Annotated in this window: 21 protein-coding genes; 15 read left to right on the plus strand and 6 right to left on the minus strand. The window is 33.3% G+C overall.

Going from position 1 to position 25,588, the window contains the following annotated elements; genetic code table 11:
- The first annotated feature begins 6 nt into the window (after window positions 1–6).
- The gene (locus tag BMW63_RS18410) at window positions 7–195 is read left to right on the plus strand and encodes a hypothetical protein (RefSeq protein WP_074723062.1); all 189 of its coding nucleotides are present in this window, start codon (window positions 7–9) and stop codon (window positions 193–195) included.
- A 62-nt stretch (window positions 196–257) separates the two neighbouring features.
- On the opposite strand, the gene BMW63_RS08615 is transcribed toward BMW63_RS18410, so the two are convergent.
- A complete protein-coding gene (locus BMW63_RS08615) occupies window positions 258–2,294 on the minus strand; it encodes a dipeptidyl-peptidase 3 family protein (RefSeq protein WP_074723063.1) in 2,037 nt (678 codons plus the stop codon).
- Window positions 2,295–2,541: 247 nt separating this feature from the next.
- Here BMW63_RS08615 and BMW63_RS08620 point away from each other — a divergent pair, with 247 nt between their 5' ends.
- The 4 genes from BMW63_RS08620 (at window position 2,542) to BMW63_RS08635 (ending at window position 5,330) form a co-directional block, all read left to right on the plus strand.
- The gene (locus BMW63_RS08620) at window positions 2,542–3,783 is read left to right on the plus strand and encodes a GyrI-like domain-containing protein (protein WP_074723064.1); all 1,242 of its coding nucleotides are present in this window, start codon (window positions 2,542–2,544) and stop codon (window positions 3,781–3,783) included.
- Between the two features lie 63 nt (window positions 3,784–3,846).
- Window positions 3,847–4,389, plus strand: coding sequence for an RNA polymerase sigma factor (locus BMW63_RS08625; protein ID WP_074723065.1), 543 nt, complete (start codon window positions 3,847–3,849; stop codon window positions 4,387–4,389).
- Window positions 4,390–4,422: 33 nt separating this feature from the next.
- Window positions 4,423–4,842 (plus strand): hypothetical protein, encoded by a 420-nt coding sequence (locus tag BMW63_RS08630; RefSeq protein WP_074723066.1) that lies wholly within the window; start codon window positions 4,423–4,425, stop codon window positions 4,840–4,842.
- Between the two features lie 35 nt (window positions 4,843–4,877).
- Window positions 4,878–5,330: a sensor of ECF-type sigma factor gene (locus BMW63_RS08635; protein WP_074723067.1), complete on the plus strand. Its 453-nt coding sequence runs from the start codon at window positions 4,878–4,880 to the stop codon at window positions 5,328–5,330.
- Between the two features lie 62 nt (window positions 5,331–5,392).
- On the opposite strand, the gene BMW63_RS08640 is transcribed toward BMW63_RS08635, so the two are convergent.
- Window positions 5,393–6,457: a WD40/YVTN/BNR-like repeat-containing protein gene (locus tag BMW63_RS08640; RefSeq protein ID WP_074723214.1), complete on the minus strand. Its 1,065-nt coding sequence runs from the start codon at window positions 6,455–6,457 to the stop codon at window positions 5,393–5,395.
- Window positions 6,458–6,573: 116 nt separating this feature from the next.
- On the opposite strand from BMW63_RS08640, the gene BMW63_RS08645 reads away from it, so the two are divergent.
- The 3 genes from BMW63_RS08645 (at window position 6,574) to BMW63_RS08655 (ending at window position 11,367) form a co-directional block, all read left to right on the plus strand.
- Entirely contained in the window at window positions 6,574–7,869 is a 1,296-nt protein-coding gene (locus BMW63_RS08645; protein WP_074723068.1) for a hypothetical protein, read from the plus strand.
- A gap of 126 nt (window positions 7,870–7,995) precedes the next feature.
- The gene (locus BMW63_RS08650; RefSeq protein WP_074723069.1) at window positions 7,996–9,957 is read left to right on the plus strand and encodes a KUP/HAK/KT family potassium transporter; all 1,962 of its coding nucleotides are present in this window, start codon (window positions 7,996–7,998) and stop codon (window positions 9,955–9,957) included.
- Window positions 9,958–10,095: 138 nt separating this feature from the next.
- Window positions 10,096–11,367, plus strand: a complete 1,272-nt coding sequence (locus BMW63_RS08655) for an RsmB/NOP family class I SAM-dependent RNA methyltransferase (protein WP_074723070.1) — start codon at window positions 10,096–10,098, stop codon at window positions 11,365–11,367.
- Window positions 11,368–11,513: 146 nt separating this feature from the next.
- On the opposite strand, the gene rho is transcribed toward BMW63_RS08655, so the two are convergent.
- Window positions 11,514–13,253 carry a transcription termination factor Rho gene (rho, locus tag BMW63_RS08660; protein WP_074723071.1) on the minus strand — a complete coding sequence of 580 codons (1,740 nt, stop codon included), beginning with the start codon at window positions 13,251–13,253 and terminating at the stop codon, window positions 11,514–11,516.
- Between the two features lie 183 nt (window positions 13,254–13,436).
- Between rho and BMW63_RS08665 the strand changes: the two genes are divergently transcribed.
- From BMW63_RS08665 to BMW63_RS08675, 3 genes are all read left to right on the plus strand, one after another.
- The gene (locus BMW63_RS08665; protein WP_074723072.1) at window positions 13,437–13,850 is read left to right on the plus strand and encodes a DUF4293 domain-containing protein; all 414 of its coding nucleotides are present in this window, start codon (window positions 13,437–13,439) and stop codon (window positions 13,848–13,850) included.
- A gap of 148 nt (window positions 13,851–13,998) precedes the next feature.
- Window positions 13,999–14,661 carry a response regulator gene (locus BMW63_RS08670; RefSeq protein ID WP_074723215.1) on the plus strand — a complete coding sequence of 221 codons (663 nt, stop codon included), beginning with the start codon at window positions 13,999–14,001 and terminating at the stop codon, window positions 14,659–14,661.
- Window positions 14,662–14,854: 193 nt separating this feature from the next.
- Window positions 14,855–16,447, plus strand: coding sequence for a tetratricopeptide repeat-containing sensor histidine kinase (locus BMW63_RS08675; RefSeq protein ID WP_245744923.1), 1,593 nt, complete (start codon window positions 14,855–14,857; stop codon window positions 16,445–16,447).
- On the opposite strand, the gene BMW63_RS08680 is transcribed toward BMW63_RS08675, so the two are convergent.
- Window positions 16,448–16,948: a metallophosphoesterase family protein gene (locus BMW63_RS08680; protein ID WP_139174222.1), complete on the minus strand. Its 501-nt coding sequence runs from the start codon at window positions 16,946–16,948 to the stop codon at window positions 16,448–16,450.
- A gap of 317 nt (window positions 16,949–17,265) precedes the next feature.
- Between BMW63_RS08680 and truA the strand changes: the two genes are divergently transcribed.
- The 3 genes from truA (at window position 17,266) to lpdA (ending at window position 21,871) form a co-directional block, all read left to right on the plus strand.
- A complete protein-coding gene (gene truA / locus BMW63_RS08685; protein ID WP_074723075.1) occupies window positions 17,266–18,000 on the plus strand; it encodes a tRNA pseudouridine(38-40) synthase TruA in 735 nt (244 codons plus the stop codon).
- A 164-nt stretch (window positions 18,001–18,164) separates the two neighbouring features.
- Entirely contained in the window at window positions 18,165–19,919 is a 1,755-nt protein-coding gene (locus tag BMW63_RS08690; protein WP_074723076.1) for an ABC transporter ATP-binding protein, read from the plus strand.
- A gap of 563 nt (window positions 19,920–20,482) precedes the next feature.
- Window positions 20,483–21,871, plus strand: coding sequence for a dihydrolipoyl dehydrogenase (gene lpdA / locus BMW63_RS08695; RefSeq protein ID WP_074723077.1), 1,389 nt, complete (start codon window positions 20,483–20,485; stop codon window positions 21,869–21,871).
- Window positions 21,872–22,177: 306 nt separating this feature from the next.
- Here lpdA and BMW63_RS08700 read toward each other — a convergent pair whose 3' ends face one another.
- Both BMW63_RS08700 and BMW63_RS08705 read right to left on the minus strand, forming a co-directional pair.
- Entirely contained in the window at window positions 22,178–24,025 is a 1,848-nt protein-coding gene (locus BMW63_RS08700; protein WP_074723078.1) for an adenylate/guanylate cyclase domain-containing protein, read from the minus strand.
- Window positions 24,026–24,030: 5 nt separating this feature from the next.
- Window positions 24,031–24,468, minus strand: a complete 438-nt coding sequence (locus tag BMW63_RS08705) for a hypothetical protein (RefSeq protein WP_074723079.1) — start codon at window positions 24,466–24,468, stop codon at window positions 24,031–24,033.
- A gap of 190 nt (window positions 24,469–24,658) precedes the next feature.
- On the opposite strand from BMW63_RS08705, the gene BMW63_RS08710 reads away from it, so the two are divergent.
- Window positions 24,659–25,546: a YitT family protein gene (locus BMW63_RS08710; RefSeq protein WP_074723080.1), complete on the plus strand. Its 888-nt coding sequence runs from the start codon at window positions 24,659–24,661 to the stop codon at window positions 25,544–25,546.
- Window positions 25,547–25,588: the final 42 nt, after the last annotated feature.

The following is a 25,588-nucleotide window of genomic DNA, read 5'->3' on the forward strand; positions in this document are numbered from 1 at the left end:
TATACTATGTTTAGTAAAGAACAATTGATATTCGCAGTCTGCTTTTTTGTTGCTTTTGTTATTGCAATGATTTTTGCTTACCGGAAAGATATAAAAATTCATAAAGAATTTTACAAAGGAAATTACAAGATATTAATAGGTTTCCTCGTTTTTATTGGGATTCTATTTGTAATAAAAGTTTATTTTAAACGCTAAACTCACTTATTAAAACAAAAAATGCCCGCTTCTCAGTGGGCATTTTTTATATTCAATTAATTCTAATTTTCATGCGGTAAAAAGCCAAAATCTTTAGAATAGTTCAACATTTGTTCTGCAAAAGTTTTTGGTTGTTTTACTTCAATAGAAATAATATTTCCTTTTGAATCTAAATTAGGAACCAATACTGGATTTACAAAACCACTATAAGGAGCTGAAGGAAACTTTTTGTTACGTTCCAATACTTCCGCATGTATCTTTTGGTCTACTTTTACACCGTAATTTTCAACTAAATCCTTACCCGCAGTATAATCTCCTTCTGATTTTATACGTTGCACCTCGCGTAATAATTGTCCGAACAAATCATGCAACTTCTCATAATCTGTAATATTGAAATACGTTTTTCCATCACGGGTAATTTTTTCAATTACATTGTCATTCTTTCCTTTTTCGAATGCCCAAGCACTAACCCATTGGCGATTTCTCATGTGGGACTCTTCAATATCTGCACCTAAATCTAAACGAACTAATTGAGTCATTAAACCATTTCTTATGTAACTGTCATAAGACTCCATTCCGGTTTTTTTCCAATCGTCAACTAAACCTAATTCTTGAATTTTAGAATCGTACAAATAAAACAACCCCACTAAGTCAGCTCTTCCCTCTTCTAGAGTTGAAGCATAACTTTTTAAAGTTTCACGAGGAGTTCCTACACCAGGATTAATTTGTCCTGAAGCATGCCCTACCACTTCGTGTAATGCAGTATGCAATTTATCCCCAATTTCTCCATATTTTTTGGCCAAAGCGATTTCGTCTTCATCATTTGCAAATTCTTCTAATTTTCCTTTTCCGGCAGCTTTAGAATAAGCATCAATAATGTTTCCTAAAGAAACTGATTTAGAACCATGCTCTGCACGAATCCAGTCCGCATTTGGAAGGTTTACTCCAATCGGCGTACTTGGTGAAGCGTCTCCAGATTCTCCTGCTACGATCACTGTTTTATAAGAAACACCAACCACATTTTTCTTTTTATGTTGTTCCATTAAGGGAGAGTTGTCTTCAAACCACTGTGCATTTTTAGCAACTTTTTCCATTTTTTTGGACATATCAAAATCCTTAATTTGTACAATCCCTTCATAAGAACCTCTGTATCCTAAAGGATCATTATACACCTCAATGAATCCATTGATATAATCAATATTCCCTTCGGTAGCTGATAACCAGGCAATATTATAATCGTCCCAAATTTTTAAACTACCCGTTTTGTAGTACTTGATTAATAGACCTAAAGCATCTCCTTGTTTTTTGTTTTCAGCTACACTTTTTGCTTTTTCCAACCAAAAGATGATCTTTTTGATTGCATCACTGTACATTCCGTCAGATTTCCATATTTTTTCTTCCAATTGTCCTTTCGCGTTACGAACTAATTTAGAATTTAATCCATAAGAATAAGGTTTAGTTGGATCTGGACTCACTTTTTTAGCATAAAAATCTTCTGCTTCTTTTAGTGAGATTCCTTTATCATAAAAATTAATAGCCGAACCTTCTAATAACCCTTTTGATTCATCTAGATTAACTCTTTTAGCATCTGCATCATTAAAAATAACGGCAACTATAGCAGGTGCTAATTCAGTATTAGTGGCTTTCATGACAACATCAAGATAATCCTTTGAAAAATCCGGTTTGATTTTATCGCTTGAATAATGGTGGTGAATTCCATTTGAAAACCAAACTCTCTTTAGATAGGTTTCAAAATTTTTCCAATCTGCGGTCGTTTTATCACCCTTGTAATTTTGATAGATATGCTCTAATGCGGTTCTGATCTTTAGGTTGTATTTATAATGTTGATCCCACATAATATCACGCCCTGAAGTTCCAGCTTGTGTAAGGTAATAAACCAATTTCTGTTCTTTTAGTGTAAGGTCTTCCCAACCCGGAATTTGATAACGCAACACTTTAATATCTGCAAATTGCTCCACAAGATAATCGAAAGGCTCATTTTGTGACTCTTTTACTGTTGTTGTTTCCACTTTTTGTGCATTACAAACAACCGAAACTGCTAGAGTCAGAAAAATACCTGCGGTTTTAAATAATTTCATTATTAATGATTTTTAGAAGTTTAAAAAATTATAACTTGTCAAATATACATATTCTTTGAGGAAAATATAAAAATCAGTGCTTATTATGCTTCGAGAACAAAACGAAACAAACAAGTAGTACAATTAAGTGAAAATTTCAAAAAACTACTCTTTTAATATATAAAGTTCCTTCTCGATAATATTTTTATGATTCGTCTTACATATTAATAAAAATTCTAACTTTACAGCTGAAAACAATTAATCTATCATGCGGATTTTAAAATATATTTTTCTATTACTTTTACTTAGTTTGGTTGCTTTGTCCATCTTTGTTGCAACACAAAAAGGCGATTTCACAATCGAAAGAAGCAAAATCATCAATTCACCAAAATCAGCCGTTTTTAACTACGTGAATGATTATAGAAATTGGGCTAACTTTGGTTCTTGGACTATTGAAGATCCAGAAATGAAAGTGCTATATCCAGAACTAACTATTGGTAAAGGCGCTTCCTATTCTTGGGAAGGAAAAGACGGAGCTGGTGAAATGCAAACTCTTTTTGTAAAAGAAAACGATAGTATCTCTCAAAAAATGATTTTTAATGGAACAACTTCCTCTGTTTTTTGGAGTTTTAAAGATACCGTTGGCGGTACGAAGGTTACATGGAAAACTACTGGAGAGATGAATTTTCTTTCTAAAGTCTACACTGCTTTAAATGGTGGAGTCGATAAGGTAATGGGAACGATTTATGAAAAAAGTTTAGCTAATTTAGATAAATCTCTCGATTATGAAATAAATACCTTTTCAGTAAAAGTGAAAGGACTCGTGAAAAAACCGCAAACCTTTTATTTAGCCCAAACTTTTACAAGCGAACTATCAAAAATTAATAAAAACACCAAAATAGTAATTCCTACTTTAGTTGCTTTTTGCGAGGAGAATAATATTGCAACAGATGGTAAACCATTTGTAATTTATCATACTTATAATACATCAAAAGGAATGGCAAAAATTTCGATTTGTCTACCTATAAAAAACGAAATATTCATTAGTTACGGAAGTGATATCGTTTCTGGAAAACTGGAAGCATCTGAAGGGGCTGAAACAACTCTAACTGGCGACTATTCACATATCAATAATGGATATGAAAAGTCGCTGGAGTTTATTAATAAAAACCAATTAACTAAAGATCCTAAAATTTCACATATCGAAACGTATTCGATTGGAAAAACTGATATAAAAGATCCTTCTAAATGGGTAACTGAAGTTTACATTCCGCTATTACCGAAAATTATACCCGTAAAGACGTATATCCAAACTCCAGTCCAAACGAATATTCTCACTCCAGAACCAACACCAGACAGATCCAGTGCGCCAGCAAAAATTAGTACACCTACTGTGAAACCTGTTACGAAACCTGCGGCAAGTCCTACTGTGAAACCTTTAGTAAAACCAGCGGAAACAAAAAAAATACCTGCAAATAAAACTAATGAAGAAGAACCATCAGAATTTTAATTTTTTTTAGTTTGTGATTAAACCTATTTCATAAAATCCTATCTAACTCAATAAAATAAAACTTTGCAGGAAGAAGAGGAATTTATACAACAGTTATTAAACCCCAAAACGCAAAACGAAGCGTTCCAAAAACTCTTGTTAACCTATCAAAGACCTTTGTACAATCATATTCGGAATCTTGTTTTGAATCATGATGATACTGACGATGTCTTGCAAAATACATTTATTAAAATCTTTCAAAATTTAAAAAATTTTAAAAGAGAGAGCAAGCTCTTTTCTTGGATGTACCGCATCGCTACAAACGAAGCACTTACGTTTTTAAACCAAAAGGCAAAAAAGGGAGGAATCACATCTGAAACATTACAAAATAAAACAATTGACAATCTTAAATCTGACAGCTATTTTGATGGAAATGAAATCCAAATAAAGCTTCAAAAAGCGATTGTCGCCCTTCCAGAAAAACAGCAGTTGGTTTTTAAAATGAAATATTTTGAAGAATTAAAGTACGAAGAAATATCAGAAATATTAGGTACTTCAGTGGGTGCATTGAAAGCTTCCTATCATCATGCCGTAAAAAAAATAGAAGCATTTGTAACCTCAAATTAAACCTTTTGTCTAAAATTAAGTCCAATACACGTTATGAAAGCATTTAAATTAGAAAACGAGCCGAAAATTGAGTCTGGATTTAAAATTCCAGAGCATTACTTTGAAAATTTTTCAGAAAAGCTAATGCATAAATTACCTGAAAATGAACCAAAGGTAATTTCTCTTTTTCAAAAAAATAAAAAGATATTCATGATGGTTGCCGCTGTTTTAATTATAGCACTACTTGTTCCTGTATTGTACACTAGTACTGTTAATGTAAATAGTAAAGAAATAGACACAGCCACCTTGGAAAGTTATTTAAGTTACCAATCCAATATAAATCAATACGATCTAATTAATGGTTTGGAGACTGATGAAATTAATAATATCAACACTACCATTGCTTTAGAAGATGCTACTATTGAAGATATATTAGTGAGCAATGCAAATTTAGAGCATCTTATAATGGAATAATTCTTGTAAAAAAGTATAATAAAAAATCATAAACAATGAACATCAAAAAAATTATCCCAATACTTCTTTTATTGACTTCCTTTAGTTTTTACGCACAACACTCTGGAATGAAGGACAAAAAAGAGCAAATTAAAGCACTAAAAGTGGCTTTTTTGACTACCGAATTAGACTTAACAACTCGTGAAGCCCAAAAGTTTTGGCCTATCTACAATACGTTTGATGATAAACAATTTGATATTAGGTATCAAAAAATGAGAGATTTTAAAAGCCGAATGAATGATAGTGCTTTAGATGACATGAGTGAAAAAGAAGCAAGTACATTGCTTAACCAAATTGAAAGCGCAGATGAGGAATTATTCTTATTACGAAAAAAATTCACCAAGGATCTAAAAGCAGTACTACCTGCAGTAAAAATTATAAAACTTAGAAAATCTGAAGAAGGTTTCACTAGAAAATTATTGCATCAATACAGAAGTTCAAAAAAATAATACAATATCGCGTTAAAACATCTAAAAACCCTACTCCATGAATCATAGCATAGAATAGGGTTTTATTTTAGAAAATGAATCTGAATCATTTTATTTTTACCAGCAGCAATTGCAGTATGGTTGTCTAAAAATCGAATGGTAAACAAATTCGGATCAGAAGCCAGTTGTTTCCATGTATTCCCGCTGTCATACGAGTAATAAAGACCAGATGCACCTACGCTTACTAATGATTTTCCATGACTATCCGGAATGTATTGTATACAAGAAGCATATCCAAATCCTTGATTTTCAGCTATGAGTTCCCAGGTTTTTCCTCCATCCTCAGTCATGGCTTTGTTTCCGAAATTTTGATTCAGTACCTCATAATCCCCTCCTGCGATAAATCCTCTTTTAGCATCATAGAAGTCGGCCGTAAAAATCCCCGCCATAGCTTTTCCTTGTACGATTGGGGTATTATATACTTCCCAGCTATTCCCTTTATCAGAAGAATAGAATACTCTGGCTTTTTTACCTCCGGAAACGATCCACGTATCGTTTCCTTTTATCACTATGTTAGTATTGCTTGCGGCAAAAGCAGCCTCTCCATCAACAATTTTAGGCAGTTTAGCTGATGAAATTTTATTCCATGAATTTCCACCATCTCTCGTTATTATAATCGAAAGACAATCTTCTATGGGATCGCCCATTGCTATTCCTTCGTTTTTATTCCAAAATTTCATGCTATCGTAAAAAACCTTTTCATTGTTTTCTTGATACACTAAAGTAGTTTTTAAATCCTCCTTGGCAACTTTATAAAGCAAACCCGGATTAGCAACACTCAACAAAAAGATATTTTTTGTGGTTTGAGCAATACTTCTAAATTCTAATTTTAGCGAATCCAAATTGATTTTACTTTCAAATTTGTCGTTTTTATCTAAATCAAAAAAACCAAATTTTGAATTATTCGCTGCATACCAAATTATATTTCCATCAGCTGTAATGGCTCTAATACTGATATTGTCTTGAAACAGCGTGTCTATCTTTACCGTTTTAAAAACAATTGTATCGACACTTGATTTCGTGTAAACTACTGTTTTACATGAATTTAAAAAAATAACACATACTGCTATTAAAAAAATATTTCTCATTTTAATCTTTTTATTTAAAGCTAATTTACAATTTAATATAGTAATACCAAATGGACTAAAAATTAATTGGCACAGTAATTGGATATCCAATTTTGTTAGAAATAAATACACATACTATGAAAACTAAACTATTATTATTAAGCCTGATGACCTCAGTTTTTATAGTGCAAGCGCAAGATAGAAACAGAGTTAGTGCGATGAACAATGAAATTAGCGATAATTTAGATTTGAGAGCCGTTGCTGATATTTTTGGAGATTCAAGAAATCTACAAGAATTTGAAAGACAATTAAATGACCCTGAGCTCCAAATATCAAATTTAGATTTAAATAACGATAATGAAGTAGATTACTTACGAGTTATAGAAACTGTTGACAACCGAACTCATGTTGTTATAATACAATCTGTACTTGACCGAGATGTTTACCAAGATGTGGCAACAATCGAAATCGAAAAAGACAGATACAATAAGGTGCATCTACAAGTTGTAGGTAATGAATATATGTATGGTCCAAACTATATCTACGAGCCCGTATATTATAGAACTCCCGTTATTTATGCTTCATTTTGGTCTTATAGTTACAGACCTTATATTTCAAATTGGTATTGGAATTATTATCCGTCATACTATTATGCCTGGAATCCATTCCCAGTATATAGGTATCGAAATAATATCCAAGTTAGCTTAAACATTAATAACAACTATAATTATGTGAATTACAGAAGAAGTAATCAAGCTGTAGTAATTTACAATTCAAGACGCTCTAATGGCTATGAAAGACAATATCCTAATAATAATTTTTCAAGAAGAAACGCAAATGTTTCAAATCGTTATGAATTAGAGCAAAGAAGAGGTAATCGCACTACGGGATCAAGAAACGAAGCGGGTTATTCTCAAAATAGAAACCAATCATCGAGAGCGCTTGAATCTCGAAGAAACACTAATCAAAATAGAACTAGTTCTACGAGAGAAAGTGCCCCACAAAGAGCGGGAAATCAAAGAGACTATTCTCAAAACAAAAGTACGCCTTCAAGAGAAAATGCTTCACAAAGAACTGAAACACAAAGAGACTATTCTCAAAACAGATCAAATCCTTCAAGAGAAAATGCCCAACAAAGAACTGAAACGCAAAGAAACGATTCTCAAAACAGAAATAATTCTTCTAGAGAATCTGCTCCACAAAGAAATGATTCGGAAAGAAGCAACGCTCAAAACAGAGTTAATCAACCTAGAGAAAGTGCACCACAAAGAACTCAAACGCAAAGAGACGATTCTCAAAACAGAGCAAACACTCCTCGAGAAAGTGCTCCTCAAAGAACTCAAAATCAAAGAGGAGATTCTCAAAAGAGTGCTACACAGCGAACTGAATCAGGTAGAGATAATTCTTCCAGAGGAAACAATAGAAGATCCTAAAAACAGTTAAGTATAGTGATTTTAAACACGACCCAATGGTCGTGTTTTTTTTATGTCTTTTTTTATATTAAACAGGCCTAATTTATTTAAAAAGAGTAAATTTGACGAGTTTTTTAAAAATAATACATGAGCACATCGCATAAAAACTTACATTCAAAATTATCGTTAGGCGGATTATTAATTACATTGGGAATAATATATGGCGACATTGGAACATCCCCTCTATATGTAATGAAAGCTATACTTGGTGAAAGTATTATTAATGCAGATATTGTTTTAGGAGGGATCTCAGCAGTTTTCTGGACCCTTACCTTACAAACTACCATAAAGTACGTAATTATTACTTTAAGTGCAGATAATCATGGAGAAGGCGGCATCTTTGCTTTATATGCTTTAGTCAAAAAAACAAAGATAAAGTGGTTAATCGTTCCCGCCATAATTGGTGGTAGTGCACTACTTGCAGATGGTATCATAACTCCACCTATTTCAGTTTCCTCTGCAGTAGAAGGAATTAGAACTTATTACCCCCAGATAAACACAATTCCTATCGTTATAGGAATCCTATTCGTTCTGTTTACCATTCAACAATTTGGTACTAAATTAGTAGGGAAGTTTTTTGCTCCTATGATGCTTATCTGGTTTAGTATGCTTGGAATTCTTGGTTTGATACAAATTACAAAACATCCTGAAGTTTTCAAAGCATTTAACCCTTACTACGCCTATCATTTATTATCGATACATCCAGACGGTTTCTTTGTCCTGGGGTTTGTATTTCTGTGTACAACAGGTGCTGAAGCATTATATTCTGATATGGGACACTGCGGAAGAAAAAATATTCGAATCAGTTGGATTTTTGTAAAAATTACATTGGTATTAAATTATTTTGGACAAGCCGCCTATTTGATACATCACGAAGGGGAAACCTTGACCAGCTTAGGAGGGCCAAATGGTAATCCATTCTATCTAATAATGGCTGACTGGTTTCAACCGATAGGAATTGTAATTGCTACACTCGCTGCAGTTATCGCCTCTCAAGCACTTATTAGTGGCTCATTTACATTGATAAATGAAGCCATGCGATTAAATTTTTGGCCAAAAGTCAAAATAAAATACCCTACGGAACTTAAAGGACAATTGTACATACCATCCATAAACTGGTTGTTATTTTTTGGGTGTGTTGGCATAGTTTTGCATTTTGAAGAATCAGGAAACATGGAACATGCTTACGGTCTGGCCATAATCTTGTGCATGATAATGACCACTATTTTACTGAATTTCTACTTAATCATGAAAAGGGTGAAATTATACATTATAATACCCATAATCACAACTTACCTATTGATCGAATTCAGTTTTCTAGTGGCGAATATTACAAAATTTGCCGAAGGCGGTTATGTAACCTTAATTATTGCCCTCGCTTTAATCTCAATTATGACCATCTGGTATTTAGCGAAGAAAATTAACAAGAGTTACACCAAAATTGTAAAAATTGAAGATTATAAAAAAGTATTGACAGAGTTAGGCGCTGACCTTTCAATTCCTAAATACGCAACCCACTTGGTTTACATGACTAATGCAGGGAGAGCCGATGAGATTGAAGAAAAAGTGATGTATTCTATTTTGCAAAAACGACCAAAAAGAGCTGATATTTATTGGTTTGTTCATGTAAACATATTAGCAGAACCTTATAAAACCGAATATAAAGTAACTGAAATCATTAAGGATGATTTATATCGCGTCGACTTTAATTTAGGATTTAGAGAACCTACTAAAATAAACTTGATGTTCAGGGAAGTAATCAGGGATATGGTAAAAAAAGGAGAGGTAGATATTACCAGCCGATATGAATCTTTAAGCAAAAACAATATAATAGGTGACTTTAAATTTGTATTGTCTGAAAAATTCCTTTCAAACGACAGTGATTTAAGATGGCATGAAAAAATAATAATGAACTCTTATTTCTTTATTAAGAAATTAAGTTTGTCAGAAGAAAGAGCCTTTGGACTTGACAGTAGTTCTGTAAAAATAGAACAATTCCCTATGGTTCTCCACGCTCCTGAAAATATTGGTTTAACAAGAGTTAAGTAACTATTACCTTTTAAATTTTTCAAAAACACTGCTCTAATAGCAGTGTTTTTTGTTTAAAAAAAATATAAAACCAACATTCATTATTTAAAATTTAACTTTCGACCAATTAATAGTACCTTTGCACCTCAATTATTTAAAATGAGATTACACAGAAATTTAGTTTATACCACCATTGATTCCCTAAATGCAATATTTAACGAAGGGGAGTATGCAGATAAAGTGGTTGCAAGAGCCTTAAAAAAAGACAAACGTTGGGGAAGCTCTGATAGAAAATTTGTTGCCGAAACCATCTATGAAGTAGTACGATGGAAAAGATTATATGCTGAAATTGCAGAAGTAAAGGCACCTTTTGACAGAGATAATATTTGGAGAATGTTTTCAGTATGGGCTGTATTAAGAGGATATCCAATTCCTGATTGGCGTCAACTAGAAGGAACACCAGAAAGAAAAATAAAAGGTCGCTTTGATGAATTATCAAAAGTGAGAGCCCTTAAAGAATCTATTCCAGATTGGATGGACGAATTAGGAGTAAAAGAATTAGGTGAAAAAGTTTGGTCTAAAGAAATTACAGCTCAAAACCAACCTGCTAAAGTTATTCTGAGAGTTAATACGCTAAAAACTACTAAATCGGAATTAAGAGCCATCTTAATGGACTTAGATATTGATACTGATTTGCTAAAAGACCAGCCTGATGCGTTAGTCCTTAAAGAAAGAGCAAATGTTTTTATGACAGACGCTTTCAAGAAAGGATTCTTTGAAGTTCAAGATGCTAACTCGCAACTTGTGGCGGCTTTCCTTGATGTAAAACCGGGAATGCGCATCGTAGACACATGTGCTGGTGCAGGTGGAAAAACATTACATATTGCTGCTCTAATGGAAAACAAAGGGCAACTGATAGCAATGGATTTATACGAAAGTAAATTAAAGCAATTAAAAATAAGAGCAAAACGTGATGGCGCTTTTAATATTGAATATCGTATCATTGACAGCACGAAAGTAATCAAGAAGTTACATCAAAGAGCAGATCGTGTATTGATTGACGCTCCTTGCAGTGGACTTGGAGTTCTTAAGAGAAACCCTGATGCTAAATGGAAATTGCAACCTGAATTTATTGACAATATCCGTAAGATACAGTCAGAAGTTTTAGAGAGTTATTCTAAAATTGTAAAACCAGGAGGAAAACTGGTATATGCAACCTGTTCTATATTACCTTCTGAAAATCAAGAGCAAATAGCTAAGTTTTTAACTACTGATATCGGTAAAGAATTCAACTTTATTAAAGATCAAAAAATTCTGGCTTCAGAATCTGGTTTTGATGGTTTTTACATGGCTCTTTTAGAAAGAAAAGAAGAAGTTTTGAAACCTAAAGAAGTAAAAGCGGCAAAAGAAATAGCAGAAGCAAAACAATAATAGCTATCACTTATATACACAAAACGTCTTCAAATTGAAGGCGTTTTTTATTAGAAAATAATCTAAAACAAAAATCCTCGAAACAGTAGCTGTCTACGTTCGAGGATTTTTTATGTTTAAAAATAAACTAATCTGTTTTCTCTAGTTTAATCGTTCATCGAGATTAAAAACTCTTCATTGTTTTTAGTTTGTCTGAAACGATCATTTATAAAACTCATGGCTTCAACAGGATTCATATCTGCAAGGTATTTTCTCATGATCCACATTCTCTGTAAGGTTTTTTGATCTAATAATAAATCATCACGTCTTGTACTAGAAGATGTCAAGTCAATTGCAGGGAAGATACGTTTATTAGCAATTTTTCTATCCAATTGTAATTCCATATTACCGGTACCTTTGAATTCTTCAAAAATAACTTCATCCATTTTCGAACCAGTCTCAGTTAATGCAGTGGCAATAATACTCAAAGACCCCCCATTTTCAACATTACGGGCAGCTCCAAAGAATCGTTTTGGTTTTTGTAGTGCATTAGCATCTACACCCCCACTCAATACTTTACCTGATGCAGGTTGTACTGTGTTGTATGCTCTAGCCAATCTCGTAATAGAATCTAAAAGAATCACTACATCATGACCACATTCTACTAATCGTTTTGCTTTTTCAAGCACTATATTAGCAATCTTAACGTGTTCTTGAGGTTCTCTATCAAAAGTAGAAGCAATAACTTCTCCACGCACACTACGTTGCATGTCTGTAACTTCTTCTGGACGTTCATCTATTAGTAAAACAATAAGATAAACCTCTGGATGATTAGCAGCAATTGCGTTAGCAATTTCTTTCAACAACATGGTTTTACCTGTTTTTGGCTGTGCGACAATCATACCACGCTGTCCTTTTCCTATTGGAGAAAACAAATCAATAATTCGAGTTGAAATAGTACTTTGTCTTTCTGCCAAATTAAATTTTTCTGATGGAAAAACAGGTGTTAAATGTTCGAATGAAACTCTATCACGAACAACCTGAGGGTCGTGTCCGTTTATTTTTAACACTTTTACTAACGGAAAAAACTTTTCTCCTTCTTTCGGAGGACGCACCACGCCTTTAACTGTATCTCCGGTTTTAAGTCCGAATAATCTAATTTGAGATGTTGATAAATAAATATCATCTGGTGATGCTAAATAATTATAATCTGAAGAACGTAAGAAACCATAGCCATCGGCCATCATTTCAAGAACACCTTCACTTTCTATTATTCCATCAAATTCAAAATCAGAATCCCTAAAGTTACTTTTCTTACTTTTAAAATTCGGGTTTTGATTTTGCTTATTTAATTGATTTGGATTTGCTTTCTTTACCGGCGCTACTATTTCTTGCATTTCAGAAGCATCATTCGCAGCAACCTCTTCAGTTTCCTTATTTAATTCCTTTGCTTCTTCTTTATCCTTTTTTAAAGCAATTTTCTTTTCGTAGGCTGATTTATTAAACTTAATAATCTTACCTACTTTTTTTTCTGGCACTGAAGACTCGTCAAGTGATTTCGTTTCATTCATAGCTTCAACTTGAGAGCGCACTTCTGAAGGAACATCTATCTTAGCTTGAAGATCTGTATCTACTAGAGTATCTTCACTATTAGTAGGAATTACTTTTGCTTTTTGAATGGCTGCCTTTTTCAGAGGAACGATACGGGCTCTTTTAGGCTTATCGTCTTCGACAACAGATTCTATTTTTAAATCTAAAATTGGCTCAACTCTAGTCGTTTGCTGTTCTAAAATCTGACCAATTAAGGTTTCTTTTTTAACACCGTTAAACTTTATAGTTTTAGCTGCTTTAGCTATAGCTTGAAGCTCAGAAAGCTTCATTTCTTTTAATGCAGAAATATCAAACATGAATGTTCTATTGGTTTAATTAAATTGGATAATACTAAAAAGATAGGTAGTAACTATATTATTATGAATTGACCGCAGTATGAAGTGCTTACGGTACTCTTCTGCAATAATACGAATAAAATTTAATGATACAATAGTATTTTCAAAAAAGAAAATATATTTTTGTCAAACAAATTTAACCAAATGATACAAAGAATTCAAACGATATATTTATTTCTTGCTTTTGTAGTGACCGGAATATTGCCTTTTTTATTTCCATTATGGACTATGAACGATGGAAAAGAATATTTTTTTGTGCAAAATCAGTTTTATGTTATACTTTTGGGTTTAAGCACGACACTTGCCGTAGTGAGTATTGTTTCCTATAAAAAAAGACAGAATCAATTTGTTATTGGCAGATTGAATATAATTTTAAATTTAATTTTATTGGGATTATTTGTATATCGTTCACTAAATATATCTGGAGAAACAGTTCTTGTTTCTGAGAAAGGTATTGGGATGTTTCTACCTATTGTTGCTATCGTATTATTAGTTTTAGCTAATAAAGCCATCAAAAAGGATGAAGATCTTGTAAAATCTGTGGACAGATTGAGGTAAACCCATAATATTAGTTTATTATGCGAAGAAAACCCGGATGTAAATTCGGGTTTTTTTGTGCCTATAGCTAAGAATAATTCAATAAATAAAACGGTTTAAATAAACTATTATGCTTTTTTTTCCTATTTTTGGTGTAATCTTTTACAGCATGATAGATAAAATACGAATACACCTGGCAGATGATCATCAAGTACTAATAGATGGTATGCGCACGTTATTAAATACAGTCTCTAATTTTGAAGTAATCGGGTTCTCTTTAGACGGAAGCACCCTTTATGATGAAGTAACAAATAATCAAGCAAATATTCTTATTCTGGACATTAGCATGCCAAAAAAAGACGGAATAGAAGTAATAAAAGAGTTTGCTAAAAAAGGCTATCCCTGCAAAGTGATCATCCTTTCCAGTTATGATGACTTAAAGATTATCAAGGAAGTCATGAAATTAGGAGCGAGTGGTTATTTGACAAAACAATGTGCGGGAGAGAATATTGTGGAAGCTATTCAAGCGGTCGCAAATGGAGAAGAATATTTTTGTAAGTCTGTGAGAGAGAAAATATTTAATTCTGCTACAAAAGACAACTCAAAATTAAACAAGGAAAACGCAACAATAGATTCCATCTTGACTGGGAGAGAGGTTGAAATCATTACTTTGATTGCATTAGAACATAGCGGAAAAGAGATAAGTGAAAAATTGTTTATCAGCACTAATACCGTAGAAACGCACCGCAAAAATATAATGAAAAAGCTAAAAGCAAAGAACACCATCAGCTTGGTTAAATTTGCTATTAAAAACAAATTAATTAAATCATAAGGATATAAAACACAATTGCATTTCAGCAACAAATCGTTCCTAAACATTCACTTTATATCACAAAAGAACTTTAACAAACACTATCCCTTCTATGTTTAAAATCAGATTTTTGTTAATTTTTTTATCTCTAACTCTTTTTTGCAATTCCCTATTTTCTCAAAATAAAATTCCGTCCAAAGAAGAAATAAAAGAAATGACAAATGAAGCTACCGTCCTAATGAAAGCTGGTAAATTTGAAAAATCTTTAATAAAATCAAGAACTGCTTTAAAATTAGCAATAGCTATAAAAGATGACAATAGCATAGCAACATGTTATAATACGATTGCCGCTAATTTCGACGAATTGAGTGAATTTGACAAAGCTTTTTTCTACTACCAAAAAGGACTTGTATATGCTGACAGAACAAATAACAGTGAATTAAAAAACTGGCTCTACAACAATTTAGGAAACATCTACTGTTTTGATAAAAAACAATATGAAAAAGGAATTCAATATTATAAAAAGTCACTTGATTATAGCAAAAAAAACAAGGATTCAGTCCAGATTGTTTTTACAAAACTTAATATAACTTGGGCTTATTTTGACATTGGTGATTTTAACAAAGGCATACCTTATCTGAATTTTGTCAATAAATACCATCCGAAATTTGGTGATGAATCAACAATTGTTGCCTTAAACATGCTTAATGGAATGTATTATGACTTTAAAAATCAACCTGAAAAAGCAACTTCATACTTTGAAAACGCGATCTTACTGGGAAATAAAGGAAATGAAAAATCAGATCTATCATTTACACATCAAGAATACTCTAAGTTTTTATTAAAAAATGGCGACTTTAAAAAAGCGTACCAAAATTTAGCCATTTATAATACTCTCACTACAGAACTCAATTATGAAGAAAAGCTTAAGAAAATCAATGTTATCGGAATTAATTTGGAATTAGATGAGTATAAAAGAGAGATTGATAATATCGAAACAAAATACAAAACAAAACAACAGGTACTTTTGGAAAAACAGTCCAAAAACAAACAAATTAGTATCATTATTATCTCCTTGCTTCTAATAATTATAATTCTTTTCTACTTTTTCTTTCAGAACACAAAACTGAAGCAAAAAAACAAACTCAACGACATCCAAAGTAAAATTCAGGAAAATATTATCAATGCGACTATCGATGGTCAAGAGCTAGAACGAAAAAAAATAGCTAATTTCTTGCATGACAACATAAGCGCTTTACTTTCATCGGCTGGTTTACATTTAAGCGTGTTTAGTTCGAAGAATAATATCGAATCAGAAGAAATAGCAAAGACAAAAGCCATCTTAAAACGAGCACATGATAAGGTACGTGATTTATCACATGAACTGCTACCTGCACTTTTGGCGCGTTTCGGCTTATTTTATGCGCTTAATGATTTGTGCGAGAAAAACTCAAATTCCCATCTAAAATTCGAATACTCAAGCACAATCGATGAAAAAACACGCTATAATAATGAATTTGAAATGAAAATGTACTTTATAGTAACGGAGCTACTCAATAACGTTATTAAACACAGTGGCGCCAAAAACACAACACTTAGTTTACAGGAAGTAAAAGATAAATTACTGATCCAAGTTTGGGATAATGGAACAGGCTTTGACACCAATGAATACCATGCTATAGAAGGTTTTGGACTAAATCAAATACGTGCCAGAATAAACAATATGAAAGGCGAAATAGTGATACAGTCCAAGCTAAATTCTGGAACATCTATACATATTAAAGTACCTATTTTATATAAGGCCTAGTTATACTCGCTTTTCAATTTCAATAATTTCCAAGTCTTTTATTTTGTCGCCCTCAATTACAAAGCGCAGCATGGTACGTACCTGATGAAACCCACTTTTCCCGCAGGCTCCCGGATTCATATGCAACAAATTATATTTTTTGTCGAACATCACCTTCAAAATATGCGAATGCCCACAAATAAATAATTTGGGTGGATTTGCAGCCATCTCCGCTTTTATGGCGGGATTGTATTTCCCAGGACAACCCCCGATATGCGTAATCCATACATCGACCCCTTCGCACATAAAACGGTTGTGCAAAGGAAACTCCAAACGTGCTTTGGCATCATCAATGTTCCCATAAACCGCTCGCAACGGCTTTAGTTTCTTTAAAGTATCAGTCACAGTTAAATCGCCAATATCACCCGCATGCCAAACTTCGTCAGCCTGAGTGACATATTTCAATATGGTATCATCAATGTGACTGTGTGTATCAGAAAGCAAAAGGATTTTTTTACTCAAAATTGTATATGTTTTTTTAGGCTTTTGTGCACTTTGATTTTTAATTTTCAGGAGCTAATCCAGCTATCCGCTTGTATCTTTTTATTTTTTGAAAGAAAAAAAATAAAAAGGATATCGCTTCTATCTGGGCTATAAATCTTGGTAAAATTAGACATTCCAATTCCAAATAAAAAATAAGTTTTTCTTCAAAAAACAATATGACTTTGCCTCTACTTGAAAAAAATTAAATAAGTATCTTTGCATCTTTAAATGTGTAAACACGGTTTCCTTCAGCGCCATATGATTCTGAAGTATAGTGGGGAAATCTGAAAGTTCAAATGAGGTATTTTATAAAATTAGCATATAACGGAACCCTATATCACGGCTGGCAATACCAACCGAACGCGGCGTCAGTTCAAGAAACGATGAACAAGGCTATTTCTACATTGCTCAACTCAGAAATCAGTATTATGGGAGCCGGACGAACAGATACTGGTGTTCATGCCAAGGAAATGTATGCTCATTTTGATTTTGAAACCCCTTTTGATATTCCGAGTTTAGTTCATAAACTCAATTCTTTTTTACCAAAAGATATTGCGGTTTACGATATTATTGCCGTTCTAGACGAAGCCCATGCTCGTTTTGATGCTTTAAAGAGAACTTATGAATACCACATCAACACTTTTAAGGATCCATTTTTGCAAGAACAAAGTTGGTACTTTTATCAAAAATTAGATGTTGCCTTGATGAATAAAGCAGCAAAATTATTGTTTAATCATATTGATTTTCAATGTTTCTCTAAAGTAAACACGGACGTAAACACCTTTGATTGCACGATTTTTGAAGCTAATTGGAAACAGAAAGGGAGCCAACTTGTATTTACGATTTCGGCCAATCGTTTTTTGAGAAATATGGTGCGTTCGATTGTGGGAACATTGGTAAACGTTGGCTTACACAAGATTACACTTGATGATTTTAATACTATCATACTAAATAAAAATAGAGATAAAGCTGGATTTTCAGTACCAGCACATGGTTTATATCTGACTGAAATAGAATACGATTATTTATAAAATAAATGGAGTTAAAAAAAACATTTATTAATTAGGAACACTAAATACGCTACCCCTGATAGCAATGAAAATCCTTTATGTTTTTTCTTTAAAAATATAAAGATTGAAATGAATAGCAGGAAATAGCTCTAAATAAAAACTGAAAGAAATTCAGCTTAAAAAACATGAAAGCAAAAGCATTCGACACCCGATTATTCAAACGAATATTACAATACACCAAACCATATCAATGGCGTTTTAACGGCGTAATTGTGTTTGCCATCTCCTTATCAGTATTTGCTGCGTTGCGCCCGTATTTACTGAAGCAAACCGTAGACGGATACATACAAACTGAGGATGCCAAAGGCTTATTATACTACATCACCTTAATGGGTATTGTGCTTTTGCTCGAAGTTTTCTCCCAGTTTTACTTTGTTTTTTGGGCGAACTGGTTGGGTCAGGACATCGTAAAAGACATTAGAATCAAATTATTCAAACACATATTAAGTTTCAGAATGAAATATTTTGATTTGGTACCGGTTGGTCAACTGGTAACACGATCTGTATCGGATATCGAATCAATCGCGCGTATTTTCAGTCAGGGTTTGTTTATGATTATCAGTGACTTAATGAAAATGGTGGTTGTGCTGTTTTTCATGTTTTACATGAACTGGAAACTGACTTGGATTGTGATTGTTGCGATGCCTGTTTTAGTATTTATCACGAGAATATTTCAACGTAAGATGCAAGTGGCTTTTGAGGATGTGCGAAACCAAATTTCAAACATGAATTCCTTCGTACAAGAACGCGTAACGGGAATGAAGATTGTACAACTGTTCAACAGGGAAGAAATTGAAGCCGACAAATTCAAAGAAATAAATGATAAACATAAAAAAGCTTGGATAAAAACAATCCTTTATAACTCAATTTTCTTTCCCATTGCCGATATTATTTCCTCGTTAACTCTTGGTTTTATTATCTTTTATGGTGGAATCAAGATTCTGAATGGGGATAATTTTACCACTTTTGGAGATTTGTTTTCGTACACGATGTTCATAGGGATGTTGTTTAATCCATTACGCCAGATTGCTGATAAATTCAATGAGATGCAACTAGGAATGATTGCCGCAAATCGTGTTTTTGCCATTATCGATACCGAAGATCAGATTCAAGATACAGGAACTGTTGAAGCTCCTTTATTTCTAGGAAATATTCAGTTCAAAGATGTCCATTTTAGCTACATTCCTGATGAAGAAGTAATAAAAGGAATTGATTTGAATGTCAAAGCGGGAGAAACTGTCGCTATTGTAGGTTCTACAGGCGCTGGGAAATCTACTATTATCAATTTACTAAACCGTTTTTATGAAATTAACAGCGGTACCATTTGCATCGATAATGAGAACATTGAAAACTACACTTTAGGTTCGCTCCGCAAGCAAATTGCGGTAGTATTGCAAGATGTATTCTTATTTGCCGATACTATTTTCAACAATATTACGTTGAACAATCCTGAAATTACAAGAGAAGATGTTTTGGCTGCAGCCCAGGAAATTGGGGTGCATAACTTTATAATGAGTTTACCGGATAATTATGATTTTGATGTAAAAGAACGCGGTGTAATGTTGTCTTCTGGACAACGTCAATTGATTGCTTTTTTAAGAGCTTATGTGAGTAATCCGAGCATTCTTATTCTAGATGAAGCGACTTCGTCGATTGATACGTATTCTGAAGAATTAATTCAACGTGCCACCGAAACAATCACAACAGGAAGAACCTCAATTGTAATTGCCCACAGACTGGCAACCATTATCAATGCTGATAAAATTGTAGTGATGGATAAGGGATTAATTGTAGAACAAGGAACGCATCAGGAATTAATCAACAAAGAAAATGGGTACTATAAGAACCTATATGATTCTCAGTTTTCGGTAGCTAATTAATTTTTTAACCGTAAAAAACACAAAGTTATCGCAAAGGTTCTATTTTTTTTCTTCTATAACGATCGAGAATAAACCGTGAGGTGTGTTTTAAACCTTTTTGATTAATCAATCATTGTATTAAAACTAGGCTCCTATGTAATACTATGAGGAATTAAATATCTTCGTAACAATACCTAAAATCTATGTTTCTGTGTGTTTAAAAAAGTCTACCCACATACAACTTAGGCCTAATTAAGTTATAACTTCAAAATAGAACGCGGAGAACTCGGATAAAACGGATTCTCACGGATCTTTTTAAAACTAATAAGCAGTGCAGAATCATACTTATATACTACTCTGCAAAGGACTTTTCTAAAACTTATATGACTTATATGATTTAAAAATTTTATGAGCTTAAAGGTAAATTTATCACTTACCCCCTACTTTTACCCCACTACTCTTTCCCCAAACACTCTCCTAAACCCCACTTTTTCAATCTTTAAAACTTTGTTAGTCGGAATCTTTCCCAAAACAGAATAAATTCTTAAATTCGCAATTCAAATTAATTTAGAAAAACTTATAAAATGAAATACGATATCATTGTTTTAGGAAGTGGACCAGGCGGATACGTTACTGCCATTAGAGCATCCCAATTAGGTTTTAAAGTAGCCGTAATTGAAAAAGAAAGCTTAGGTGGCGTTTGTTTGAACTGGGGTTGTATCCCAACCAAAGCATTATTAAAATCAGCTCAGGTTTTTGATTATCTAAAACATGCTTCTGATTATGGATTGACTGTTTCATCATTTGATAAAGATTTCCCTGCTGTAGTACAACGCAGTAGAACTGTTGCTTCAGACATGAGCAAAGGAGTTCAATTCTTGATGAAAAAAAATAAAATTGACGTAATTAATGGTTTTGGAAAACTAAAACCAGGAAAAAAAGTTGATGTTACTGACAAAGACAATAAAGTTACAGAATATAGTGCAGACCATATTATCATTGCTACTGGAGCTCGCTCTCGTGAGTTGCCAAGCTTGCCACAAGATGGCGTAAAAGTGATTGGTTACCGTCAAGCAATGACTTTACCAACCCAACCAAAATCAATGATCATCGTAGGTTCTGGAGCGATAGGAGTAGAATTTGCACATTTTTACAATTCAATGGGTACTGAGGTAACTATTGTTGAATTCATGCCAAATATTGTTCCTGTTGAAGACGAAGACATTTCGAAACAAATGGAACGTTCTATGAAAAAATCTGGAGTGAAAATCATGACCAACTCTTCTGTTGAAAAAATTGATACTACTGGAGCAGGTGTAAAAGCATTTGTAAAAACGGCCAAAGGAGAAGTAATCCTAGAAGCAGACATTTTACTTTCAGCTGTTGGAATTAAAACTAACATTGAAAACATCGGACTGGAAGAAGTAGGAATCGCTACTGACAGAGATAAAATTCTTGTAAACGCATACAACGCAACAAACATTCCTGGATACTATGCCATTGGTGATGTTACGCCAGGACAAGCATTAGCTCACGTAGCTTCTGCTGAAGGAATCAACTGTGTGGAAAAAATTGCAGGAATGCATGTAGAACCTATCGATTACGGAAACGTACCGGGTTGTACTTATGCTACTCCTGAAATTGCTTCGGTAGGTTTAACTGAAAAACAAGCTATAGAAAAAGGATACGAATTAAAAGTTGGTAAATTCCCATTCTCAGCATCAGGAAAAGCAAAAGCTTCTGGAACACCAGACGGATTTGTAAAAGTAATTTTTGATGCCAAATATGGTGAATGGTTAGGATGTCACATGATAGGCGCTGGAGTTACTGATATGATTGCCGAGGCAGTTGTAGCTCGTAAACTGGAAACTACAGGACATGAAATCCTAAAAGCAATTCACCCTCACCCTACAATGAGTGAAGCGGTAATGGAAGCAGTTGCTGACGCTTATGGCGAAGTGATTCACTTGTAGATCTTCGTTGCTAGTTCCGGTAAATATTGGAACGAAGTAATCTCATCTCAATAAATATAGAAATCCGATTGGTGTACATCAATCGGATTTTTTTATGACTATTTTTTCGGCGTATCCCCGCTTCCACTCCGTTGCAGTTCCTATGCACCATCAAAATCTAATAGATTGTACCTGCTATCAAAACAAAAACTGCACTATTAGTTATAATACCATTTTTGTAATTAATTTGAATATTAAATTCTTGTGTTTTTTTTGTAATTTGAAGCAGAATAGCTTCTTTTTCGATTGTTCCAAATTTCACAAAATTCAAATATTTCTAATTTCATTTACGAAATACATTTTCATTCTGCCAATATTTTTTACTTCAATTTCACCTCGATACTCACAGGCAAAACTATCTTTTATCAAGGCATACGTATTCTCAGAAATGTTTATTCTTCCTTCTTCAGAGTTAGACTCCATCCTCGAAGCAATGTTTACGGTATCGCCCCAAATGTCGTAGGAAAATTTCTTGCTACCTACAACTCCTGCTACTACTGGTCCCGAATTAATACCTATACGTATTTCAAAACGGGTTTGACAATTTGAATTATCAGTTAAAGAAGTTTTTACAAAATCATTTATTTCTAGGGCTGCCAAAATCATTTTCTGTGCATGGTCTTTCGTCGGAAACGGTAAACCTCCTGCACACATATAAGAATCACCTACCGTTTTTATTTTTTCTAAACCATATTTCTCCATTATCACATCAAATTTCGAGAAATAATAATCGATACTTTCTACTAATTTTTCTGGAGATAAAATGTTGGCATATTGCGTAAAGCTTTTAAAATCAGTAAAAAGAACGGTAACTGATTCAAACTTCTTGGCTTCAACTCTACCGTTTTGTTTTAGTTCGTGTGCCGTTTCTTCTGGTAGGATGTTTAATAATAGAGTATCTGAACGTTTTTTCTCTTCTTCAATGATGACTTTTGTTTCTTTTATAAATTTATATCTACGGTATAACCCTATGGCTAACAGCATAATTAAAAAACTAGAAAAGCCAATAGCATAGATTAAATTTCTTTGTCTCTTGGTTTTTAAATGTTGTATCTCTTGGTCTTTTTTGAGGAGGTCGACCTGTACTTGTTTTTTGGATACTTCAAAGTTTGTCCTTAAATCAGCCATCTGCTGTACTGCTTTTAGATTCGTAACACTATCGCGGTAGGTAATATGATCTTTATAATATTTTAATGATTGTGAGGTGTTACCCACTTTTTCATAGAGTTCCGATAGTTTTAGATTCGAAACACTAACTTGTTCTTTCAATCCGTATTTTTGAGCTAATTCTAAACTTCGTTTTGCATAATGGACTGCCGTTGGCCAATCGTTCCGTTTTGAATAGATTTCAGCAATATTAATCAGATAATCCGAAATGCCGTAATAATCTTGGTACACTTCAAGCATATTGATGGCTTCGGTTATATTTATCATTGCTAATTTATCTCTACCTTGCTCAGCATAAACCTTACCTATGTTTCCTAAATTATAGGCGGTACCAATCAAGTAGTCTGCTTTTTTGAATAGCGCACCAGATTCGTTAAAATATACTAAGGCTTTATCGTACTTTTTATTTCTAAAAGAGTCATCACCTGCATTTAGTAATGCAGAGGCTAAAGCTATAGCATTATCGGTAGTTCGCAATAAGGCAATCGCTTTGGTATAATAGAGTTCGGCATTTTTGGCATTCCCCATAACAGAATATACATCTGCGATTGCAGAATAACTAACTCCTTCGCCTACCGTATATTTTGCTTTAGTGGCAGCTGTTGCACTTTTAAAGAAAGCAGCTAATGATTTGTTTAAGTCTCCTGCCAGACGATGTTTGTTTCCTTTTTGATAATATCCCCTATGAAGGTACAAATAATTGTTTTCGGCCGAAGAAAGTGCAATAAGTTCATCGGCATAGCGTAGAGATAAATCCAAATCATTTATTTCATTAAAAGAAAGGTTTCTCAATAACTCGAATTTATCCATTTTATTGAGATTTCCTTTCTTATAAATTACTGTAAGACTATCGGCTATCTTTTGCTCTTGGGCCATGATCATTGTAGACAGCAATAATACAAAGCTGCATAATAGTGAGATTTTAATGTAAAGGATATAAAATCTCATTACTACTACGGATTTATTACTAGTTTTGGATCAATTGGAAAAGATTTAAAGTTATTTCCTGAATCATATACTTTAAAATTTAAAGTATACACATCCAATTTTCCTTTGAGACTATCGTCTTTTTTAACGTTTGCATTTGCGTTTCCAGATCTTCCTCCTGAGCCAGGTATTATAGATACATCAAAAAAATCTACATCTTTACCTTTAGAATCATAGGCAATACTATCGATTGCAATACTAAATCCTTTATCTGGAGTTTCTCCTTTCCATTTTACATTTTTATCTATAAAAACTGTTGATGTAAAATTTTCAATAGGTGATCCTGAACCACCATTGTCATCAGAGAGAGAACAACAAGCACCAATTTGAATTGGTGTGGGGTTTAGCAAATTAAAAAGTGTGCTTGCTTGAACAGTTAATGTTATTACTACTGATTTTGCCATAATTAATATATTTAAAGGTTAATAAATACGAATTTATTAAAGACCATTAATTAATTTGGTGGGGCAACACAAATAAGATTTGGAGTAGTATGACCTAAAGCGAATACAAAGATACGGTATGTTTATTAAGAAATTAAGATAGTTTTTCTTAAATTAGTATCTTATTAACGTTTTTAACAATAATAAAAACATGCAACACGAACACCCTCCTATAGATTGGAAAGACATACTCAATCCAAAAAACATTATACTAAACCTAATTGGTGTTTCATTTATGACTCTGGCTTTAAAAGGATTTATGATCCCAAATAAATTTTTAGATGGTGGTGTTACTGGCATCTCTATTTTACTTCATGAAGTTACACATATCTCCTTCGCATGGCTAGTTATCATTATCAATTTACCTTTCTTGTTTTTAGGCAAAAAATTATTAGGAAATACTTTTGCTTTACACAGCTTAGTAACGGTCCTATTGCTTGCGCTTGGGGTAACGTTTGTTCATTTTGAAGCGGTGACTTCAGATCCGTTGTTAATTGCTTTGTTTGGTGGTTGCTTGATTGGCATTGGCATGGGTTTTTGTATCCGTGGCGGTTCTGCTGCTGATGGATTTGAGATATTGGCCGTACTGACTACTAAGAAGATCGGGTTAAATGTTTCCGAAGTTATCTTTGCTATGAATACCTTATTGTTTTTGGCTGCTGCTTGGTATTTTGGGATAACCACAGCTTTATACTCTATTGTTACTTACTTCGCAGCGATAAAGTCGCTAGACTATGTCGCAAATGGCCTCGAACAATATACCGCTTTGAATATTATTTCGGGAAATAGTGAGTTGATTAAATCCCTAATTGTAAATAAGTTTAAAAAGGGTATTACTATTGTCAAAGGCGAACGCGGTTATTTGCCGAAAAGTTTTGATGTGAAACACGATTGCGATATTATCGTAACAATTGTAACTCGTTTAGAGTTATTGCGTATTAAGGAAGATATTTTAAAAATCGACCCGTATGCCTTTATGTATATTCAATACATTAAAGAGGCTAACGGAGGCATACTGCGGAATAGGAAGAAACATTAAAAGAGGATGCGCTGATACTAACTTTATACTAATGTTTTTCTT

Source organism: Flavobacterium frigoris (genome assembly GCF_900111075.1).
GTDB classification, from domain to species: Bacteria; Bacteroidota; Bacteroidia; order Flavobacteriales; family Flavobacteriaceae; genus Flavobacterium; species Flavobacterium frigoris.

Excerpts from the sequence above, each read along its gene's own strand:
- BMW63_RS18410 (WP_074723062.1), top strand. The coding sequence starts at position 7 with ATGTTTAGTAAAGAACAATTGATATTCGCAGTCTGCTTTTTTGTTGCT.
- BMW63_RS08615 (WP_074723063.1), bottom strand. The coding sequence starts at position 2,294 with ATGAAATTATTTAAAACCGCAGGTATTTTTCTGACTCTAGCAGTTTCG.
- BMW63_RS08620 (WP_074723064.1), top strand. The coding sequence starts at position 2,542 with ATGCGGATTTTAAAATATATTTTTCTATTACTTTTACTTAGTTTGGTT.
- BMW63_RS08630 (WP_074723066.1), top strand. The coding sequence starts at position 4,423 with ATGAAAGCATTTAAATTAGAAAACGAGCCGAAAATTGAGTCTGGATTT.
- BMW63_RS08635 (WP_074723067.1), top strand. The coding sequence starts at position 4,878 with ATGAACATCAAAAAAATTATCCCAATACTTCTTTTATTGACTTCCTTT.
- BMW63_RS08640 (WP_074723214.1), bottom strand. The coding sequence starts at position 6,457 with ATGAGAAATATTTTTTTAATAGCAGTATGTGTTATTTTTTTAAATTCA.
- BMW63_RS08645 (WP_074723068.1), top strand. The coding sequence starts at position 6,574 with ATGAAAACTAAACTATTATTATTAAGCCTGATGACCTCAGTTTTTATA.
- BMW63_RS08650 (WP_074723069.1), top strand. The coding sequence starts at position 7,996 with ATGAGCACATCGCATAAAAACTTACATTCAAAATTATCGTTAGGCGGA.
- BMW63_RS08655 (WP_074723070.1), top strand. The coding sequence starts at position 10,096 with ATGAGATTACACAGAAATTTAGTTTATACCACCATTGATTCCCTAAAT.
- rho (WP_074723071.1), bottom strand. The coding sequence starts at position 13,253 with ATGTTTGATATTTCTGCATTAAAAGAAATGAAGCTTTCTGAGCTTCAA.
- BMW63_RS08665 (WP_074723072.1), top strand. The coding sequence starts at position 13,437 with ATGATACAAAGAATTCAAACGATATATTTATTTCTTGCTTTTGTAGTG.
- BMW63_RS08670 (WP_074723215.1), top strand. The coding sequence starts at position 13,999 with ATGATAGATAAAATACGAATACACCTGGCAGATGATCATCAAGTACTA.
- BMW63_RS08675 (WP_245744923.1), top strand. The coding sequence starts at position 14,855 with ATGACAAATGAAGCTACCGTCCTAATGAAAGCTGGTAAATTTGAAAAA.
- truA (WP_074723075.1), top strand. The coding sequence starts at position 17,266 with ATGAGGTATTTTATAAAATTAGCATATAACGGAACCCTATATCACGGC.
- BMW63_RS08690 (WP_074723076.1), top strand. The coding sequence starts at position 18,165 with ATGAAAGCAAAAGCATTCGACACCCGATTATTCAAACGAATATTACAA.
- lpdA (WP_074723077.1), top strand. The coding sequence starts at position 20,483 with ATGAAATACGATATCATTGTTTTAGGAAGTGGACCAGGCGGATACGTT.
- BMW63_RS08700 (WP_074723078.1), bottom strand. The coding sequence starts at position 24,025 with ATGAGATTTTATATCCTTTACATTAAAATCTCACTATTATGCAGCTTT.
- BMW63_RS08705 (WP_074723079.1), bottom strand. The coding sequence starts at position 24,468 with ATGGCAAAATCAGTAGTAATAACATTAACTGTTCAAGCAAGCACACTT.
- BMW63_RS08710 (WP_074723080.1), top strand. The coding sequence starts at position 24,659 with ATGCAACACGAACACCCTCCTATAGATTGGAAAGACATACTCAATCCA.